This window comes from Derxia gummosa DSM 723 (assembly GCF_000482785.1).
Classification (GTDB): domain Bacteria; phylum Pseudomonadota; class Gammaproteobacteria; order Burkholderiales; family Burkholderiaceae_E; genus Derxia; species Derxia gummosa.
Genome location: NZ_AXWS01000014.1, coordinates 54420 through 71228, shown reverse-complemented (window position 1 = coordinate 71228; position 16809 = coordinate 54420). Strand labels below are relative to the sequence as shown.

Genomic DNA, 16809 nt, shown 5'->3' with positions numbered 1-16809 from the left:
CGGGGCTTTGTCAAATGGCGATCCGCGCCCTCAAAACTGGATCACCCGGGTCGTCATTGCCTGGCCGCGCTGCTCCACCGACAGCGGCGAACTGCCGCTGCGCAGGCGGATGTCGGCCTGATTGAAATTGCCGATCTGCTCGATACGGAGGGCGCCGGCGGCGCTTGCCTGCGCCGCATCGATCCGATTGCCGATCCCGTCCTGTATCAGGATTGCCCGATTCGCTTCTCCAATCTGCGCCAGTGCGGCCGAATTCGAGCCACCCCGCTGCGTGATGTCGGCGGAATGGCCGATGCCGGACTGAAGGATCGTCACGGACTGGTCATTGCCCGATTGGATCAGGCGTGCGTCCAGTGTCTGGCCGGATTGATCGATCATTGCCTGGTTGCGATTCCCAGATTGCTGAATGACCGCACTGAGCGGAATGCGGGGCGCGGCTGAGGGAATATCGGCCGCACCGAATTCGCGGCCTTCCACAAGATCGGCCGAAAAAGCCTGGGCCGAGAACAGCAGCAGGCCGATCCACAGGGCGTGGACCGGCCGTCGCAGCGCGGGGAATTGCCGTCGGGGCGATGCCGACCCAATTGGCGGGAATGAGATCCAGGCAATCGAAAGGCTGGCGGTCTTTGCCAGATCGGCCCTCTTTGCTGAATGGAGCCCTGTGTGGACATGCAAAGTCGTCATCAGCTTCCCTTGTCGGTCTCATCGACGGACGTGGCACCAAGCGATGGCGCCACACCGTCGTAGCCTTCAGCGAGATAGCGCCGAACCAGGGGCGACGCCATGTCTTCAGAGCGGTCGAAGGCCCACAGTCCGTCGCGCACGCCGCGCACGACCAGATGCACGACCGCCGCCTCGATGGCTTCGCGCACACACAACTGAGCCGGTTCGTTGCGCGTGTAGCCGCTTTCCATCTGCAGCAATTCCTTGAAACTCACGAATCGGTTGATGCCGCCCTTGAGTTCCTGTGAATAGATGGTCTTGGTGGTGGATACCGAATTAAGAATTTGTCCGGTACGTACATCGATGCTTCGCAAGGTGACGCTCACCTGATCGATCCGATATTGCTCCGACAGGCTGATGCCCAGATATAACGCACCGTTGCCGCCGGTCCGCACGTTTGATTCATAACTGATGACGCCGCCCTCGATCAGGATGTTTGCCGGCATCAACTGCGGGAGATTCACACCCGGCGCCGATTTGTCGCCAGGGTTCTCCAGTGCGCGGATAATTTTTCTCTCGGTGAGCAGATCCTGAAGATTCTCACGCTCCACGGCCACGAACCAGCCTGAATCGGTCAGTGCCTTTATCAGCAATGATGCTGCGCCCTGCGTGACGGAAGTCGAAAACGAGCTGTCGGGCGAAGGCTTGTATTGCCCTGTCTGATCCCGGAATCCGTATACGGCAGCGACGATCCGTCCGCGTGGTGGAGGCAATTGCACGAGATCGCGGGTAATGGCGGTTGCGGGTGTCAATGCCGCATTGCCGTGAGGAGCGGCTGGAGTCCCGGGGGCGGCACAGGCCGCAAGCTGGATGACCGTATTGATTGCCGCGATCATTGTGGCTGCATGCCGGCCAGCCACAAGTGCCAGCCATTTGCGGGCAGGAATCTCCATTACTGGCTGACCTGAAACGTGGTCGATTCGCCCGTGGCCTTGTCGATCGTGGTAATGCTGAGCACTCCGCCCCCGGTATCGAGAATCGTGATGCGGAAATCACCGGTCTCGATTGTGCCCGGAATCAGTCGGCCATCCGAATTGAAGATGTTGGTCGAAGCCGCCGACGCGAGTCGACTCAGAATTACGCGCTGAAGCGAATCATTGAAATCCTTGAGTGCATTCGTGCGACTGCTGGCGGCTTTGCTGGCCGGATCGACTTTCTTGTTTTCTGCCTGGGCGTTGTTCAGCAGCACCGCTCCGTTGAGCGGGCTGCCGCCAAAAACCGGATTGATCGGCACATAAACCAGTTCGGTGGAGAAGGCGGGGATCGAGGCGAAACACGCGGTGGCAAGGGCAATGGAGCGAAGCTTCATGAGAAATCAGAGTTCGTCCGGGCCGAGATCCGCCTCGCGAAAAAGCAGGCGGCTGGCTTCGGTATCGAGAAGATTCTGGTAGCACTGCTCGGCGGCTTCACGCGCAACTGCTTCGATACGACCGGAAGCATTGGGCAGACGCGCCTGATGAATGCGCTGCTGCCGGTATTCGACAAAAATGCTGCTGCCCCAGCGGGCAGATGGTTTTTCGTGAACTGAAATCACGAAACGATCAGCCGCTTCCTTGTCGCGCCAGAAGGACGAGAAATATCGGTAATAGAGCTGACCATTGACCGTAATAGTCTGGTCGATCGCGACACCACCAATGCGCGGGTCGTCGTGAGCAACCTGCTGCGAGTGAGCACTGCCACTTGCACCTGCGCACATTCCGGCCAGAGCGATTGCTTTGGCGGAAGCGAGGATGAAATGGCGCATGATCCGGAGGTGGAAAACATCCCATGGGACGAATTCCACGCAAGCTATCACGGCAATTTTTATGGCCGGATCGCCTTTGTCCGATCCCGACAATCGGCCGAATTGCAGGAATGGGCGTTTCCGGAATGTTGCTTTCGGCTCGTATTCGGGTCGGACTTTTTTGGCCGTGCAAACGGTGGGGCGTTGTGGCCCGAGCGCATGGCGGGCGCGGCGCGAAGCATTTGCCGGTGGCTTGCACCGACCGGCCTCACCACACCGTATAGACCAGCACGAAGGCCGCGCCCGTCATGAGCGTGAGCGCGACGAGGAACAGCGCGTCGGCCAGCAGCGTGAGCCGGCGCACGAGCTGCGGCCGGCGCGTGCGCAGCGCCCAGAAGATCGCGTACACGCACAGCAGGAACAGCAACGCGCCGAGCGCGAACAGGTCATCGACGATCGTGGCCGTGCCACCGCCGATGGTCTTCATGAGCGCGACCACCGTGATGCACAAGCCCGCCAGCGTGCCGGCGCCGCTCAGCAGGCTCACCAGCTCCTCGCGGCGCCACAGCTCGCCGCGCGGCGTGACCTCGGGCGCCGCGCGCCGCAGCTTCAGACGGTTCAGAACTCGGCTTCCAGTTCGTCGTATTCCAGCGGCTCGGCCTTCGCGCCCGCGATCCACTCCTGCATCTCGGGCATCGCGAGGATGGTGTCGCAATAGGCGTAGCTCACGCGGTCGAGCTTGACGTCGTAGGTGCGGAAACGCGTCGTGACCGGCGCGTACATCGCGTCGGCGATGGTGGGCTTCTTGCCGAACAGGAAGGGGCCGCCGTAGCGGTTGATGCAGTCGTTCCAGATGGCGCAGATGCGGTCGATGTCGGCCTGGGCGCGGGTCCAGACCTTGAAGCCGGGGAAGTGGCCGCGCAGGTTCATGGGCAGTGCCGAGCGCAGCGCGCTGAAGCCCGAATGCATCTCGCCGCTGATGGCGCGGCAATGCGCGCGCGCCGCGCGGTCGGCGGGCAGCAGGCCGGCCTTGGGCTTGAGTTCGTTGAGGTACTCGGCGATGGCGAGCGTGTCCCACACGGTCACGTCGTCATGCTTGAGCGCGGGCACGAGGATGGATGACGACAGCAGCAGCAGCTCGGCGCGCGCCGACGGGTCGTCGGGCGAGACGACGTTCTCGACGAAGTCGATGCCGGCGAGGCGGGCAAGCAGCCAGCCACGCAGCGACCACGACGAGTAGTTCTTGCTGCTGATCGTGAGCACCGCGGGGGAAGTGGCCTGGGGCATGAAAGGTCTCCGTTCGGGTCTTGGCGCCTGCAATGGGTGAGGGATGCGCCATGCGGGGCCGGGATCGCCAGCCGTCGGATCGAGATTACGCGCCGCATTCCAGTCGGGACCATCGGCATATGCACCGGCATTGTTCCCGCGCATCCTCCGACGGACGGGCTCGCAAACTCCGCGCCATTGCGATGAAGTGGCCCGCAACTTGCTGCCGATGCGCCAACGCATGGCGCCCGGCGCCGCAACGGAAGAACGATCGATGTCCTACACCGCCTACCAGCTCCAGAACGACCTCATCGCGCCGTGGCGCATGTTCGCGCAGGCGGGTGCCGCCTTCGCGCAGGCCATGGAGCGCGGCCTCGCCGACAGCGGCTACGAGATCGAGCAGCCGAGCGCGCTGCGTCGTTTCGGTGCCGCCTGCGACGTGTTCACGCGCATGCGGCTGACGCACAAGCGGCCACCGTTCGGCATCGCGAAGGTCGAGACGCCGCGCGGCAGCTTCGCGGTGGTGGAGGAGGTGGTGACCGAGACGCCGTTCGCAAAGCTGGTGCGCTTTCGCAAGGAAGGCGTGAAAGGGGAGCCGCGCGTGCTGCTTTCGGCACCGATGTCGGGCCACTTCGCGACGCTGCTGCGCGAGACGGTGCGCACCATGCTCACCGACCACGAGGTGTACATCACCGACTGGTCCAACGGGCGCGACGTGCCGGTGCTGGCGGGGCGCTTCGGCTTCGACGAGTACGTCGAGCACATCATGGATTTCCTGCGCGCGATGGGCGAGGGCAGCCATCTGATGAGCATCTGCCAGCCCTGCCCGGCGTCGCTCGCGGCGGCGGCGATCATGGCCGAGGACGACGATCCGGCCCAGCCGCTGAGCCTCACGCTCATGGCCGGCCCGGTCGATTGCCGCATCAACCCGACCAAGGTGAACGAGCTGGCGACGAGCAAGCCGATCGAATGGTTCGAGACCAAGCTCATCAGCACGGTGCCGGCGCCGCACAAGGGCTTCGGGCGGCGCGTGTATCCGGGCTTCGTGCAGCTCACGGCGTTCATGAGCATGAACCTGGAGCGGCACATGCAGAGCTTCAAGGCGATGTACGACCACATGGTCGCGGGCGATGACGCGGCGGCGGCGCAGATCGCCGATTTCTACGAGGAGTACCTGGCGGTCGCCGATCTGCCGGCGGAGTTCTACCTGGAGACGGTGCGCAACATCTTCCAGGAGCATCTGCTGCCGCGCGGCCTGCTGAACTGGCGCGACCGGCGCGTCAATCCGGCGGCGATCCGGCGCTCGGCGTTGCTGACGGTGGAAGGCGAGCGCGACGACATCTGCTCGATCGGCCAGACGATGGCGGCGCAGGAGCTGTGCCGCAGCGTGCGGCCCTATCTGCGCACGCATCACATCCAGACCGGCGTGGGGCACTACGGCGTGTTCAGCGGACGGAAGTGGACGAACGGGATCTATCCGATCGTGCGGGATTCGATTCACGCGGCGAACGGGTGATCGGGCGGCTGCGGCCTGTCTGTTCGCTGGGGCGCCGCGGAGCGGGGATCGGCGCCTCCTGAGGCGGCGCAGGTCGATGGGGCCGCGGTGCGCGCCCCGGGCGAGGGCCGGCCGAGCACCTGATCGCGCTCCTGCCGCCGTGATCGCTTGACGCAGGCGCGTGCCAGGGGCCGCGATCAATCCCGCGCAAGCGCTTGCGACATCACGCCCGCTGCCGCCCGATCCGCCGCATCGCCACCACGCCCGCGAGCATTCCCCAGCCTGCGGTCGTCAGGTTCAGCACCGTCCAGTCCTGCCCCGCGAACAGCGCGTAGAGCGTCGCCGCGAACAGGTCGAGCACCACGCTGCCAGCGCACAGCGCCGCCGCCACGCGAAAGCGCTGGGGCCGACTCGCGCTCGCGGCCGCGATCACGAGCAGCGAGAACGCCGCATAGAAGCTGCCCGGCCCCATGCCGTACTCCGGCACCCAGCGCAACGCGGCTGCGTAGGCCGCGAGCACGAACAGCAGTGTCGTGACCGGCCCCTCGCGCGTCGGCAGACGCGCGCCGTGCTGCTCGAAGAAGAGGGTGCGCAAGCCCTGTCCGCCCACATCGGCCAGGAGCCGCCAGGCGGCGCGCGCGAGGCCGGCGAGGCGGCGTTCGCCGCGCGCCAGCGCGGGCGGCAGTTCGAGCTCGGGCAGTGGCGCGTCGAGCGGATCGTCCTCGGCGATGTCGGCATCGGAGCGGGGCGGGCGGGAGGGGTTCATGCAGCAACCTCGAAGACTTGGGCCGTCGGCGTGCGCCGGGCGGGCAGGGAAAGTCGGGCGATTCGACGGCTCCGCGGTGCGCGCGCCCGACAGCGCGACGGCGGCCATTCCTACACGCGGGCCGACGGCCCGCCACCACACTGCGTCCACGTCGAACCCGCCTTTCGACGACATCTTTCAACCTCGCAACCCCCCTGGGAGAGAAGCAATGGGTTTCATCGCCTGGATCATCGTCGGCGGCGTCCTCGGCTGGATCGCCTCGCTCATCATGCGTACCGATGCCCAGCAGGGCATCTTCCTGAACATTGTCGTCGGCATCGTCGGCGCGCTGCTCGGCGGCTGGCTCATCAGTCCGCTCATCGGCGCAGGCACCATCAACGCGGGCGACTTCAGCCTTTCGGGGCTGGTGGTGTCGCTGCTCGGCGCGGTGATCCTGCTGGCGATCATCAATCTCTTCCGGCGCGGCAGCGTGCGCTGACAGTCGGTGGCGTGGCAGTGGCGGCAGCCGTCGTCAGCCCGGGTTTCATGCCCGGGTCCGAACGGTCAGGCGCCGCTGTCGCGCATGCGGCGCGCTCATGACAAGGCCCGGTGTCGCCGCGAGGCGGGCACCGGGCCTTGTCACGTGCGAAGTGTTGCTGTTGGAAGGGCCTACACGCCCCAGAGCACGTCCACCCCCTTGGCCGCCGACTTCTCAAGCATGTCGATGAGCGGGAAGGCGCGGCGGTCGAGGCTCACATGGTTGGCGCGGCGCTCGCGCGCCTCGTCGTTGTCTTCATCCACTGTCGGCAGTCCGCGCGCGGCGGCTTCGACCTCGGCCTGCTGCTCGGCACGGATGGCGCCGCGCAGGCGGGCGAGGGCGTCGGGAATCTGGACGGCGGTGATGACACCGCGCGGCTCGGCTTCCTTGCCGATCGCCTGCAGCAGCCGCGCCGCATGGTCTTCGAGCATGAAGACCTCGGCCGCAGCCTTGCTTGAGAACCTGACCAATGACATCGCCGCCTCCTGAAACCGAATGCGGCGATTGTGCGCCCGTGCGTGGCGAGGAGCCGGGCGGGCGTGTTTCGGTTCGCGTCGCGGCGACGGGCCGGTCGGCGGGAGTCGTGCGCCGTGGGGCGCGCGATTCATGCGTGCGGTGTTCGCGCGCCGCGCCGGTCGGGGTCAGTCTTCGTGATGACGGCGGATGTCGCGGTGCAGGCGGTCGTGGCGGCGCAGGTCGTCCTCGGCCTCGTAGTCCGACTCGTGCGGATCACGGGCGTAGATGAGCGGCGAGGCCATCAGCGCGAGCGCACCCACGAAGATGGCCGGTACCCACATGCCGTTCGCGGCGAGCGCGAACACGATGGCGCCGACGGCATACGGGAAATGTTCTTCGATCATGGTGCTGGCCCCCTGCGGGCGGATGTTGAAACGGAGCTGCTGAAGGACGGCGCCCGGTAACCGGGTCCGCAGGCAGATCATCGGTCGGGAGGCCGGCGGCCAAAGCCGCGAAAAGGGCGGAGGAGGCCGGGCGATTCATGGCAACCCCTTCGCTACAATCCACGGCCCGGCGCCGCCGTCGCGCGCCGCCCTCCGCGATTGCCTTTTCATGCTTCCCGAACTCAGAACCGCCCTCATCGCCGCCATCGGTCGCGCGGTGCAGGTCGCAGCCCCCGGTGCCACGCCCAACATCGCGCTCGAACGCCCGAAGGCCGTCGCGCATGGCGACATTGCCACCAACGTCGCGCTCCAGATCGCGAAACCGCTCAGGAAAAACCCGCGCGAACTCGCGGAAAACATCGTCAAGGCGCTTCAGGAAGACGCCGAGGGCGCCGCGCTGATCGAATCGGCCGAGCTGGCCGGCCCCGGTTTCGTGAACCTGCGCCTGCGTGCGAGCGCCAAGCAGCAGGTGGTGCGCCAGGTGCTGGAGCAGGGCGCGCGGTTCGGCCTCGCGCCGAGCGCGCGCGGCGCGGAAGGCGCCGACGCCGGCCCCGGCAAGGTGATCGTCGAGTTCGTCTCGGCCAACCCGACCGGCCCGCTGCATGTCGGCCACGGCCGCCAGGCCGCGCTCGGCGACGCGATCTGCAATCTGCTCGCCACCCAAGGCTGGAAGGTGCATCGCGAGTTCTATTACAACGACGCCGGCGTGCAGATCGGCAACCTCGCCATCTCGGTGCAGGCGCGCGCCAAGGGCTTCAAGCCCGGTGACGAAGGCTGGCCCGCCGCCGCCTACAACGGCGACTACATCGCCGACATCGCCACCGACTTCCTCGCCGGCAAGACCGTGCATGCCGACGACCGCGAGTTCACCGGCAGCGGCAATGCCGACGACCTCGACTCGATCCGCCAGTTCGCCGTGGCCTATCTGCGCCACGAGCAGGACCTCGATCTGCAAGCCTTCGGCGTGCGCTTCGACAACTACTACCTGGAGTCGAGCCTCTACACCGACGGCAAGGTGAAGGCGGCGGTCGATGCGCTCGTCGCCTCGGGCAAGACCTATGAATCGGAAGGCGCGCTCTGGCTGCGCACGACCGACTTCGCCGACCTTGGCCAGCTCGCCGGCAGCAAGGTGAAGGACGACAAGGACCGCGTCATGCGCAAGTCCGACGGCACCTACACCTACTTCGTGCCCGACGTGGCCTACCACGTCACCAAGTGGGAGCGCGGCTTTACCAAGGCGGTCAACATCCAGGGCAGCGACCACCACGGCACGATCGCCCGCGTGCGCGCCGGCCTCCAGGCGCTCGACATCGGCATCGCCAACGGCTTCCCCGACTACGTGCTGCACAAGATGGTCACGGTCATGAAGGGCGGCGAGGAGGTGAAGATCTCCAAGCGCGCCGGCAGCTACGTGACCGTGCGCGACCTCATCGACTGGACCGGCCGCGATGCGGTGCGCTTCTTTCTCGCGAGCCGGAAGGCGGATACCGAATTCATCTTCGACGTCGATCTCGCGGTGAAGCAGACCGACGAGAACCCGGTGTTCTACGTGCAGTACGCGCATGCGCGCATCTGCTCGGTGCTGAACGCCGGCGGCATCGCCGACGACGTGCTGGCCGCCGCCGACCTCGCGCCGCTCGCGGGCGAGGGCAACGAGAAGGCGCTCGCGCTCATGCAGCGCCTCGCCGAGTACCCGGACACGCTCGCCGTCGCCGCCAACGATTTCGCGCCCCACCTCGTCGCCTTCTACCTGCGCGAGCTTGCCGCCGACTTCCACAGCTTCTACAACGCCGAGCGCGTGCTGGTGGACGACGCGGCGCTCAAGACGGCGCGCCTCGCGCTGCTGCTGGCGACGCGCACGGTGCTGCGCAACGCGCTCGCCCTCCTCGGCGTGAGCGCACCCGACAAGATGTGAGGCGCGGCCGGGCGGATGTCGTCGGCCTTCGCGGCGGCGGTGCCAGCCCGGCCGGACCCTCGCGCCGCGCGCCGGCCGGCGTGCCGGTCTCAGAAGGAAAGCCATGAAACGACCTCCCTCCGCCCCGCCGCGCAGCCTGCGTGGCGGCACCTTCCTCGGCTTCATCCTCGGCCTCGTGACCGGGCTGGCGGTCGCGGTGGGTGTGGCGCTGTTCATCACCAAGGCGCCGGTGCCCTTCGTGAACCGGCCTAACGTCAAGGTCGGCCCCGACACGCCGGGCGCGCCGCCCGATCCCAACAAGCCCTTCTACGGCCGCGATGGGGGCATGCCGTCCGCGACCGTCGCACCGCCGGTGGCCCAGTCGGCTCCGACCCAACCGGCACCGACCCAGCCCGCGCCCGGGCAGGTGGCCCAGCCGGCAGCAGGGCAGTCTGCGCCACAGTCATCCGGCCAGACACCGCAGGCTGCGGCGGGCCAGTCCGCCGCAGCCCGTCCGGCGCCGGCCCAGCCCCAGGGCGACCGCCAGTTCTCGTTCTACGACCTGATGCCCGGCCGCAAGCCCGGCGAGACGCCCGCCGCGCCCACCGGCGCCGCCGCGGGCCAGCCGCAACCGGCCGGTTCGCAGCCGCCGGGCAGCACCACCGGCCAGACGGCCGCCCGTCCGGCGGCGGGCGCGGCCCCGACCGCAAGCGCCGCGCCCGCCGCCGTGCCGGGTGCGGTCGCGATTCCCGCGCCCGGCACGACCGCCGCCCCGGCCACCGCGCCCGAGACCCGCTACCTGCTCCAGGCCGGCGCCTTCCGCAACGAAGCCGATGCCGACGCCATGCGCGCGCGCCTCGCCCTGCTCGGCTATGACGCCCGCGTCAGCCCGCGCGAAGGCGCTGGCGACCCGATCTACCGCGTGCGCATCGGTCCGGTGCTCAAGCTCGACGACCTCAACCGCATGCGCCAGACCCTGGCGCAGAACGGCATCGACGCCTCGGTGGTGCGCGCGCCGTGAGCGCACGCTGTTCATGTAATGCGTGCGGGCCGGAGAGCGACGGATGCTGGTCGGCCCGTGGCACACCGGTCGCGGAATCCGCTCCGCGCCGCAACCGCGCCCCCGTGGCGCCACGGTCGTACGCTTGTCGGCCCGCGCGCGCCGCGTGACCGTTCCCGCCGCCGGGACCGAACCCCCCGCCGGCTTGTCCACTAACTTGATCCCACGCCGCCCCGCGCGGCCAGCCCGACATGCCCGCCAACCGAGTCCTACCGTCCGTCGTCGCCAGTTCCGAAGTCCGCCGTCGCCTGATGCTCGGCGCCGCCGCCTTGCCGCTGGCCGCGAGCCTGCCCGCCGTCGCGCAACCCGCGCCGACCGAGGGCCGCGAATACCGTCGCGTCGACCCGCCCCAGCCCGTGAGCACGCCGGCCGGCAAGATCGAGGTGCTCGACTTCTTCTGGTACGGCTGCCCGCACTGCTTCGAATGGCTGCCGACCTTCGAGGCCTGGGTCGCGCGCAAGCCGGCCGATGTGGTCATCAAGCGCGCCCCGGTTGCCTTCGACCCGCGCGCCGAGATCCACACCCGGCTTTATTACGCCCTGGAAGCGCTGGGTGAGGCCGACCGCCTGCATGACACGGTCTTCAACGCCATGCACCGCGACCATGTGGTGCTCAACACGCCGGACGCGATTGCCGACTTCATCGCCAGGCAAGGGATCGACAAGAAGAAATGGACCGATACCTTCAATTCCTTCGGCGTCCAGGCCCGGACGCAGAACCAGCGCCGCGTGGTGGACGCATGGAAGATCGACGGCACACCTTCGGTCGGCCTGGGTGGCCGGTTCTTGACGGCACCCTCGATGGCGGGCTCACGCGAGGCGACGGTGCGGACCATGGACTTCGTGCTCGACCGGCTTCGTTCCGGTCGCTGATCCCCTTTCTCGACGTCGGGGCGGAATTGCCGCGCAACGGCCGCCAGCGGCCCCTCAACGTGTTCATCACCGGCGCGTCGAGCGGCATCGGCGCCGCGCTGGTGCGGCGCTATGCGCGCGAGGGCGCGGTCATCGGCCTGGTGGCGCGGCGCGAGGACAAGCTCAACACCCTCGTCGCCTCGCTGCCGACGCATGCGCCGTTCACACGCTCGCGCTACGGCGTGCATGTGGCCGACGTGAACGACACCGAGGCGCTGCGCGCCGCCGCGATGGCGCACATGCGCCAGTTCGGCTGTCCCGACATCGTCATCGCCAATGCCGGCATCTCGGCCGGCACGCTCACCGAGCTGCAGGAAGACCTCGGCGTGTTCGAGCAGATCGTGCAGACCAACCTCATGGGCCTGGTCGCCACCTTCCAGCCGTTTCTGGAGGCGATGAAGGCCAAGCGGCGCGGCACGCTGGTGGCGATGGCCAGCGTCGCCGGCATCCGCGGTCTACCGGGCGCGGGCGCCTACAGCGCGTCGAAGGCGGCGGCGATCGCCTATGCCGAGAGCCTGCGGCTGGAGATGCGGCACTACAACGTGCGCGTGGTCACGCTCGCGCCGGGCTACATCGACACGCCGATGACGCGCGGCAATCCCTATCCGATGCCCTTCCTGATGCAGCCCGACGCCTTTGCCGAGGCGGCCGCCAAGGCCATCGCGCGCGGCACGAGCTTCCAGGTGATCCCGTGGCGCATGGGGCTGGTGGCGACGCTGCTGCGGCTGCTGCCCAACGCGCTGTATGACCTGCTGTTCTCCAACGCGCCGCGCAAGCCGCGCGTCGATCTGCGCAAGATCCGCCATCCGCGCCTGACCCCGCGCAGCGGCGCGGGCGGCGCGACCACCCAGCGCGCGACCGATACCCAGGCGGGCGCGCCCACGACCCGTGCGCAGGCCACGCCCGCGACGCGGGCCCAGGCGGCACGCCCCGGCACGCCGACGGCCATGTCCGATCCGCGCACCACCACGCCCGGCGTTCGCGCCGTCCGCCCGGCCGACGGGCCATCCACGGTCATCGCGCCGCATACCCAGACGCGCAGCCCGGCGACGCGCGCGGGCGCGCCGTCAACACGCGCCGGCAATCCATCCGCGCCGCCCGGCACGCCCTTCGCGCGCCCGATGACGCTGACCGAGGCGATCGACGCCGCCGAGGCCGACGACACGCCCGCCACCCGCATCCAGAGCTGGCGCGCCCACGGCGACGAGGCCTCGCCGCTCATCCAGCCGCGCGGCGACGACTGAGCGCCACAGCGCTCGGTCGCCGCCACCCGCGCCGCGACACCATCGGGGCAGGGCGGTGTCAGCAGCGAGGCCGGCCCGGGCCGGCTGCCGAAGGGCAGCCGCGCGCTAGCCGTTCAGCGCCCGGAAGCGCCAGACCCCGTCCGTCTGCACACGCTCGACCTCGCCCGCGAACCACAGCCAGTGCAGATGCGCCAGCGCCTCGCCGAGCGCGAAGGTCATCTGGTGCATGTCGAGCTTGCGGCGGAACAGGATCGGCACCAGCCCGGTCGCAGTGATGCCGCCGGGATCGGCGACGCAGGCGGCGCGGGTTTCATCGAGCCGCTGGGCGTGGTGTTCGATCAGGTCGTTCACGCGGCCGTGCGCGCCGGTGAAGGGCAGGCCGTGCGACGGCAGCACCTTCATGCTCGCGGGCAGCGCAAGGAAGGCACGCAGGCCGTCGAGATAGTCGGCGAGCGGATTCGACATCGGCTCCCAGGCCGGCACCGTGACGTTGGCCGAGATGCGCGGCAGCAGCATGTCGCCCGCGATCAGCACATCAAGCCCCGCACAGTAGAGCGACACATGCTCGGGCGAGTGGCCGAGGCCGACGATCACGCGCCAGTCATGGCCGCCGAGCCGGGAGGCCTCGCCCGCCACCAGCCGGCGATAGCTGCCCGGCAGCGGCGTGACATGGCTGGCATAGAAGCCGCCCCGATCGCGGATGGTCTCGTGGTCGGACGCCGGCAGGCCGTGGGTGCGGAAGTGCTCGACCATGCTGGCGCCGTCGTTCAGCCGCACGCCGTGCGAGGCGGCGTAGGCGGTGAGGTATTCGGCGGCGCTCATCCACAGCGGCGCCTTCCAGCGCTCGCACAGCCAGCCGGCGAGGCCGGCGTGGTCGGGATGCATGTGGGTGCAGATCACGCGTAGCAGCGGATGGCCGTCGAACCAGCCGGCAAACACCTCCTCCCACAGCGCGCGGGTGGCGTCGTTGCCGATGCCGGTGTCCACCACGGTCCAGCCCTGGCGGCCCTCGAATTCATCCTCGATCAGCCAGAGGTTGATGTGGTCGAGCGCGACCGGCAGCGGCATGCGCAGCCAGTGGATGCCGGGCGCGACCTGCTGGAGCGTGGCGGGCGGCGGCGGTTCGGAAAACGGGTAGTCGAGGGCGGCGTGGCTCATGGGGCGGTGCGGCGTGCGGTGGGGTATGGAGAATAGAACAGGGCCTGCCGGCGCTTGTACCCTCTCGGCGGCCGGTCGGCGAGCCGGCATGTCCGGCCACCGGCATCATGCCGGCGCGGCAAGATGCTGCCGCCCGAGGCCTTTCTTCCCACCCAGCGCCGGCCCGCCCGGCCACCGATCCCGTCCACGATGACCGCCACGCTCGACCCCCGACTCGAAGCCAAGATCCGCACCGCCTACGCCGCGCAAGGCCCCGCGCGCCTGCTTGGACTGAACATCGTCAGCCTCGCGCCCGGACGCTGCTCGATGGAGCTGCCGTTCTCCGAGGCCGTCAGCCAGCATCACGGCTACTACCACGGCGGCATCATCTCGACGCTCGGAGATTCGGTGGGCGGTGCGGCCGGCTGCACCAGGGCCGGCATCGACGACGGCATCGTCGCGGTCGAGTTCAAGATCAACTTCCTCGCGCCGGCCGTGGGCGAGAAGCTCGTCGGTCACGCCGAGGTGGTGCGCGCCGGCCGCCAGCTCGTCATCACCACGATCGACATCGTCTCGGTGAAGGACGGCGTCGAGAAGCAGGTCGCGCTCATGCAGCAGACGCTCGCGGTGCTGGCGGGCATGGAGCCGGCCGCGCAATGGGGCGTGTGATGGCGGCGTGGCCTGTGCCGCCGGGCACTGCCGTCGCCGACGGCCGGAGTGCCGCATGAGCCCGGTCGACTGCCCTTGCGGCGGCGGCACCTTCGCGCGCTGCTGCGGCCGCTTCCTCGATGGCGGCGAGCAGCCCGCCACGCCCGAGCAGCTCATGCGCTCGCGCTACAGCGCCTACGTGCTCGGCCGCGCCGGCTGGCTCACCGAAACCTGGCATGCGAGCACGCGACCCGCATCGCTCGACCTCGACGAAGGCACCCGGTGGCTCGGCCTCACGGTCAAGGGCGCCGGCCTGACCTCGCCGGAATGGGGCTGGGTCGAGTTCATCGCGCGCTGGCGCGCCGCCGGACCGGGGCAGGGCGCGGGCCGCGCGCACCGGCTGCACGAGCGCAGCCGCTTCGTGAAGGACGGCGGGCGCTGGTTCTACGTCGACGGGGATCTGTTCGAGAACGGTTGAGCCGCCGAAGCGGGGATGGACGCTGGCGGCTCGGCTCGGCTCGGCTCGGCTCGGCTCGGCTCGGCCGCCACCGTCGCCGCCCATCCCGCCTCGCCTCGCGCCGCCCGTCGGAATTCGCCCGCTCATGCTCATGGACGTGGCGGTCCGGCGCGAGCCGGCTGCGCTACGCTCGCGCGGCGTCATCCCCAGCGCCTCGCGGCTCCAGGCCGCCGCGAATCCGACCGGCAGCACCCCCGCCGGCCGCCTGGCGCACCGGCTTCCGCCCGGCCCACCTCCGACCAAGAAGACCATGACCGACGACTCCTCCCAGCTTCCTTCCGCCGGTGACGCCGACGACACCTATCTCGGCCACCTGTTCGCGAACAACCGGCGCTGGTCCAAGCGCATGACCGACCGCGATCCCGAGTACTTCTCGCGCCTCGTCGCGCAGCAGAAACCCAGGTACATGTGGATCGGCTGCGCCGACAGCCGCGTGCCCGCCAACGACATCGTCGATCTCGCGCCGGGCGAGCTGTTCGTGCACCGCAACGTCGCCAACGTGGTCGTGCATACCGACATGAACTGCCTGTCGACGCTGGAGTACGCGATCGACGTGCTCAAGGTGGAACACATCATGGTCGTCGGCCACTACGGCTGCGGTGGCGTGCTCCAGACCCTGCGCGGCGGCATGGACGGCCTCGCCGACAACTGGCTGCGCCATGTGCAGGACGTGCTGTTCCGCCACACCAAGTACTTTGTCGGCCTCGACGAATCCACCGCGCACGACCTGCTGTGCGAACTGAACGTGATCGAGCAGGCACGCAACGTCTGCCGCACGACCTTCGTGCGCGAGGCCTGGAAGCGCGGCCAGAAGCTGGTGGTGCACGGCTGGTGCTACGGCATCCGCGACGGCATCGCGCACGACATGGAGTTCACCATCGACGGCCAGCCCGCAGACCTGCTCGCGCTGCGCGACGCGGCGGTGGCGCGGCGCGCGGCCCTGACGCGCGAACGCAAGACGCCGGTCTGAGGCTGGGGTGGATGCGGGCCGGCCTGCGACACGGTCGGCCCGGTCATCGCGGACGCGGCCGCATCCGGCGCCGTCCTTTCCGGCCCGACCGACCGTGCCATGTCATGCCCGGCAGCCCGTCCGCCGCCGTCGGTAAACTCGCGGGCTTCCCGCACCGCCCGCCATCATGAACACCGAACACACCTACACGCTCGCGCTGAGCTGCCCCGACCGGGTCGGCATCGTCGCGGCGGTCAGTGGCTTTCTTGCCGACCGCCAAGGCTGGATCCTCGAATCCAACCACCACGCCGACCAGGACACGGGGCGCTTCTTCATGCGCAACGTCATCAAGGCCAGCTCGCTCGAAGGCGGCATCGAGAGCTTCGTGACGGCCTTCGGCCAGATCGCGTCGAGCTACGAGATGAACTGGCGCCTGTCCGACTCGCGCCAGAAGAAGCGCGTGGTGCTGCTCGTGAGCAAGCAGGACCACTGCCTGGTGGACCTGATGTACCGCTGGCGCTCGGGCGACCTGGGCTGCGACATCGCCTGCGTCATCAGTAACCACGACGACCTGCGCAAGTACGTCGAGTGGCATGACGTGCCCTACTTTCACGTGCCGGTCACGCCCGACAACAAGGTCGAGGCCTATGCCGAGATCGACCGGCTGTTCGGCGAGCATCGCGGCGACGTCATGGTGCTCGCGCGCTACATGCAGATCCTGTCGCCCCAGCTCTGCGACAAGTACCCGGGCCGGATCATCAACATCCACCACAGCTTCCTGCCCAGCTTCATCGGCGCGCGGCCCTATCACCAGGCCTTCGACCGCGGCGTGAAGCTCATCGGCGCGACCTCGCATTACGTGACGTCCGAGCTGGATGCCGGCCCGATCATCGAGCAGGACGTGGTGCGCATCGACCACGGCGACACCGCCGAGGACCTCGTGCGCTACGGCCGCGACGTCGAGAAGAACGTGCTTTCGCGCGCGCTCAAGTACCACCTCGAAGACCGCGTGCTGCTCAACGGCAAGCGCACCGTCGTCTTCCGCTGAAGCGGGCGGCCG

General features: G+C 68.7%; 19 protein-coding genes and 1 pseudogene. 10 read left to right on the top strand and 10 right to left on the bottom strand.

The window, feature by feature from the left end; genetic code table 11:
- Positions 1-30 precede the first annotated feature (30 nt).
- The 6 genes from H566_RS28420 to H566_RS0113850 form a co-directional block, all read right to left on the bottom strand.
- Positions 31-684: a hypothetical protein gene (locus tag H566_RS28420; protein ID WP_084545105.1), complete on the bottom strand. Its 654-nt coding sequence runs from the start codon at positions 682-684 to the stop codon at positions 31-33.
- Positions 684-1616, bottom strand: a complete 933-nt coding sequence (locus H566_RS25120) for a CsgG/HfaB family protein (protein ID WP_245591361.1) — start codon at positions 1614-1616, stop codon at positions 684-686. Before H566_RS25120 ends, H566_RS28420 begins: the two co-directional genes overlap by 1 nt.
- Entirely contained in the window at positions 1616-2032 is a 417-nt protein-coding gene (locus tag H566_RS0113860; RefSeq protein ID WP_028311908.1) for a curli assembly protein CsgF, read from the bottom strand. Before H566_RS0113860 ends, H566_RS25120 begins: the two co-directional genes overlap by 1 nt.
- Before the next feature lie 6 nt (positions 2033-2038).
- Entirely contained in the window at positions 2039-2506 is a 468-nt protein-coding gene (locus H566_RS28415; RefSeq protein ID WP_156924441.1) for a CsgE family curli-type amyloid fiber assembly protein, read from the bottom strand.
- A 208-nt stretch (positions 2507-2714) separates the two neighbouring features.
- Entirely contained in the window at positions 2715-2993 is a 279-nt protein-coding gene (locus H566_RS0113855) for a hypothetical protein (RefSeq protein WP_028311907.1), read from the bottom strand.
- Between the two features lie 71 nt (positions 2994-3064).
- A complete protein-coding gene (locus H566_RS0113850) occupies positions 3065-3733 on the bottom strand; it encodes a glutathione S-transferase (protein ID WP_028311906.1) in 669 nt (222 codons plus the stop codon).
- Positions 3734-3986: 253 nt separating this feature from the next.
- Here H566_RS0113850 and H566_RS0113845 point away from each other — a divergent pair, with 253 nt between their 5' ends.
- Positions 3987-5228, top strand: coding sequence for a polyhydroxyalkanoate depolymerase (locus H566_RS0113845; protein WP_028311905.1), 1242 nt, complete (start codon positions 3987-3989; stop codon positions 5226-5228).
- A gap of 202 nt (positions 5229-5430) precedes the next feature.
- Here the strand turns inward: H566_RS0113845 and H566_RS0113840 are convergent, their stop codons facing one another.
- On the bottom strand, positions 5431-5973 hold the full coding sequence (locus H566_RS0113840; protein ID WP_028311904.1) for a hypothetical protein: 543 nt from the start codon (positions 5971-5973) through the stop codon (positions 5431-5433).
- 208 nt (positions 5974-6181) lie between these two features.
- Here H566_RS0113840 and H566_RS0113835 point away from each other — a divergent pair, with 208 nt between their 5' ends.
- Positions 6182-6451 (top strand): GlsB/YeaQ/YmgE family stress response membrane protein, encoded by a 270-nt coding sequence (locus H566_RS0113835; RefSeq protein WP_028311903.1) that lies wholly within the window; start codon positions 6182-6184, stop codon positions 6449-6451.
- Between the two features lie 170 nt (positions 6452-6621).
- On the opposite strand, the gene H566_RS29450 is transcribed toward H566_RS0113835, so the two are convergent.
- Positions 6622-6966: a DUF1840 domain-containing protein gene (locus H566_RS29450; protein WP_028311902.1), complete on the bottom strand. Its 345-nt coding sequence runs from the start codon at positions 6964-6966 to the stop codon at positions 6622-6624.
- 165 nt (positions 6967-7131) lie between these two features.
- On the bottom strand, positions 7132-7350 hold the full coding sequence (locus H566_RS0113825) for a hypothetical protein (RefSeq protein ID WP_028311901.1): 219 nt from the start codon (positions 7348-7350) through the stop codon (positions 7132-7134).
- 208 nt (positions 7351-7558) lie between these two features.
- On the opposite strand from H566_RS0113825, the gene argS reads away from it, so the two are divergent.
- The 4 genes and pseudogenes from argS to H566_RS30070 form a co-directional block, all read left to right on the top strand.
- Positions 7559-9304 (top strand): arginine--tRNA ligase, encoded by a 1746-nt coding sequence (argS, locus tag H566_RS0113820; RefSeq protein WP_028311900.1) that lies wholly within the window; start codon positions 7559-7561, stop codon positions 9302-9304.
- 103 nt (positions 9305-9407) lie between these two features.
- The gene (locus H566_RS0113815; RefSeq protein WP_028311899.1) at positions 9408-10304 is read left to right on the top strand and encodes an SPOR domain-containing protein; all 897 of its coding nucleotides are present in this window, start codon (positions 9408-9410) and stop codon (positions 10302-10304) included.
- Between the two features lie 230 nt (positions 10305-10534).
- Positions 10535-11215 carry a thiol:disulfide interchange protein DsbA/DsbL gene (locus H566_RS0113810; protein WP_245591360.1) on the top strand — a complete coding sequence of 227 codons (681 nt, stop codon included), beginning with the start codon at positions 10535-10537 and terminating at the stop codon, positions 11213-11215.
- A gap of 26 nt (positions 11216-11241) precedes the next feature.
- Positions 11242-12036, top strand: a pseudogene (locus tag H566_RS30070) (SDR family oxidoreductase); the annotation flags it as partial.
- A 567-nt stretch (positions 12037-12603) separates the two neighbouring features.
- Here the strand turns inward: H566_RS30070 and H566_RS0113800 are convergent.
- Entirely contained in the window at positions 12604-13656 is a 1053-nt protein-coding gene (locus H566_RS0113800; RefSeq protein ID WP_028311897.1) for an MBL fold metallo-hydrolase, read from the bottom strand.
- 123 nt (positions 13657-13779) lie between these two features.
- Here H566_RS0113800 and H566_RS0113795 point away from each other — a divergent pair, with 123 nt between their 5' ends.
- The 4 genes from H566_RS0113795 (at position 13780) to purU (ending at position 16797) form a co-directional block, all read left to right on the top strand.
- Positions 13780-14304, top strand: a complete 525-nt coding sequence (locus H566_RS0113795) for a PaaI family thioesterase (RefSeq protein ID WP_084545101.1) — start codon at positions 13780-13782, stop codon at positions 14302-14304.
- A 55-nt stretch (positions 14305-14359) separates the two neighbouring features.
- Positions 14360-14761 carry a YchJ family protein gene (locus H566_RS0113790; RefSeq protein WP_028311895.1) on the top strand — a complete coding sequence of 134 codons (402 nt, stop codon included), beginning with the start codon at positions 14360-14362 and terminating at the stop codon, positions 14759-14761.
- 289 nt (positions 14762-15050) lie between these two features.
- Positions 15051-15770, top strand: a complete 720-nt coding sequence (can, locus tag H566_RS0113780) for a carbonate dehydratase (protein ID WP_051378834.1) — start codon at positions 15051-15053, stop codon at positions 15768-15770.
- A 166-nt stretch (positions 15771-15936) separates the two neighbouring features.
- Positions 15937-16797, top strand: coding sequence for a formyltetrahydrofolate deformylase (gene purU, locus H566_RS0113775; protein ID WP_028311893.1), 861 nt, complete (start codon positions 15937-15939; stop codon positions 16795-16797).
- The last annotated feature ends 12 nt before the right edge of the window (positions 16798-16809 follow it).

Excerpts from the sequence above, each read along its gene's own strand:
- H566_RS0113795 (WP_084545101.1), top strand. The coding sequence starts at position 13,780 with ATGCTGCCGCCCGAGGCCTTTCTTCCCACCCAGCGCCGGCCCGCCCGG.
- argS (WP_028311900.1), top strand. The coding sequence starts at position 7,559 with ATGCTTCCCGAACTCAGAACCGCCCTCATCGCCGCCATCGGTCGCGCG.
- can (WP_051378834.1), top strand. The coding sequence starts at position 15,051 with ATGACCGACGACTCCTCCCAGCTTCCTTCCGCCGGTGACGCCGACGAC.
- H566_RS0113860 (WP_028311908.1), bottom strand. The coding sequence starts at position 2,032 with ATGAAGCTTCGCTCCATTGCCCTTGCCACCGCGTGTTTCGCCTCGATC.
- H566_RS28420 (WP_084545105.1), bottom strand. The coding sequence starts at position 684 with ATGACGACTTTGCATGTCCACACAGGGCTCCATTCAGCAAAGAGGGCC.
- H566_RS0113845 (WP_028311905.1), top strand. The coding sequence starts at position 3,987 with ATGTCCTACACCGCCTACCAGCTCCAGAACGACCTCATCGCGCCGTGG.
- H566_RS0113840 (WP_028311904.1), bottom strand. The coding sequence starts at position 5,973 with ATGAACCCCTCCCGCCCGCCCCGCTCCGATGCCGACATCGCCGAGGAC.
- H566_RS29450 (WP_028311902.1), bottom strand. The coding sequence starts at position 6,966 with ATGTCATTGGTCAGGTTCTCAAGCAAGGCTGCGGCCGAGGTCTTCATG.
- H566_RS0113790 (WP_028311895.1), top strand. The coding sequence starts at position 14,360 with ATGAGCCCGGTCGACTGCCCTTGCGGCGGCGGCACCTTCGCGCGCTGC.
- H566_RS0113800 (WP_028311897.1), bottom strand. The coding sequence starts at position 13,656 with ATGAGCCACGCCGCCCTCGACTACCCGTTTTCCGAACCGCCGCCGCCC.
- purU (WP_028311893.1), top strand. The coding sequence starts at position 15,937 with ATGAACACCGAACACACCTACACGCTCGCGCTGAGCTGCCCCGACCGG.
- H566_RS0113815 (WP_028311899.1), top strand. The coding sequence starts at position 9,408 with ATGAAACGACCTCCCTCCGCCCCGCCGCGCAGCCTGCGTGGCGGCACC.
- H566_RS0113825 (WP_028311901.1), bottom strand. The coding sequence starts at position 7,350 with ATGATCGAAGAACATTTCCCGTATGCCGTCGGCGCCATCGTGTTCGCG.
- H566_RS0113835 (WP_028311903.1), top strand. The coding sequence starts at position 6,182 with ATGGGTTTCATCGCCTGGATCATCGTCGGCGGCGTCCTCGGCTGGATC.
- H566_RS0113810 (WP_245591360.1), top strand. The coding sequence starts at position 10,535 with ATGCCCGCCAACCGAGTCCTACCGTCCGTCGTCGCCAGTTCCGAAGTC.
- H566_RS0113850 (WP_028311906.1), bottom strand. The coding sequence starts at position 3,733 with ATGCCCCAGGCCACTTCCCCCGCGGTGCTCACGATCAGCAGCAAGAAC.
- H566_RS25120 (WP_245591361.1), bottom strand. The coding sequence starts at position 1,616 with ATGGAGATTCCTGCCCGCAAATGGCTGGCACTTGTGGCTGGCCGGCAT.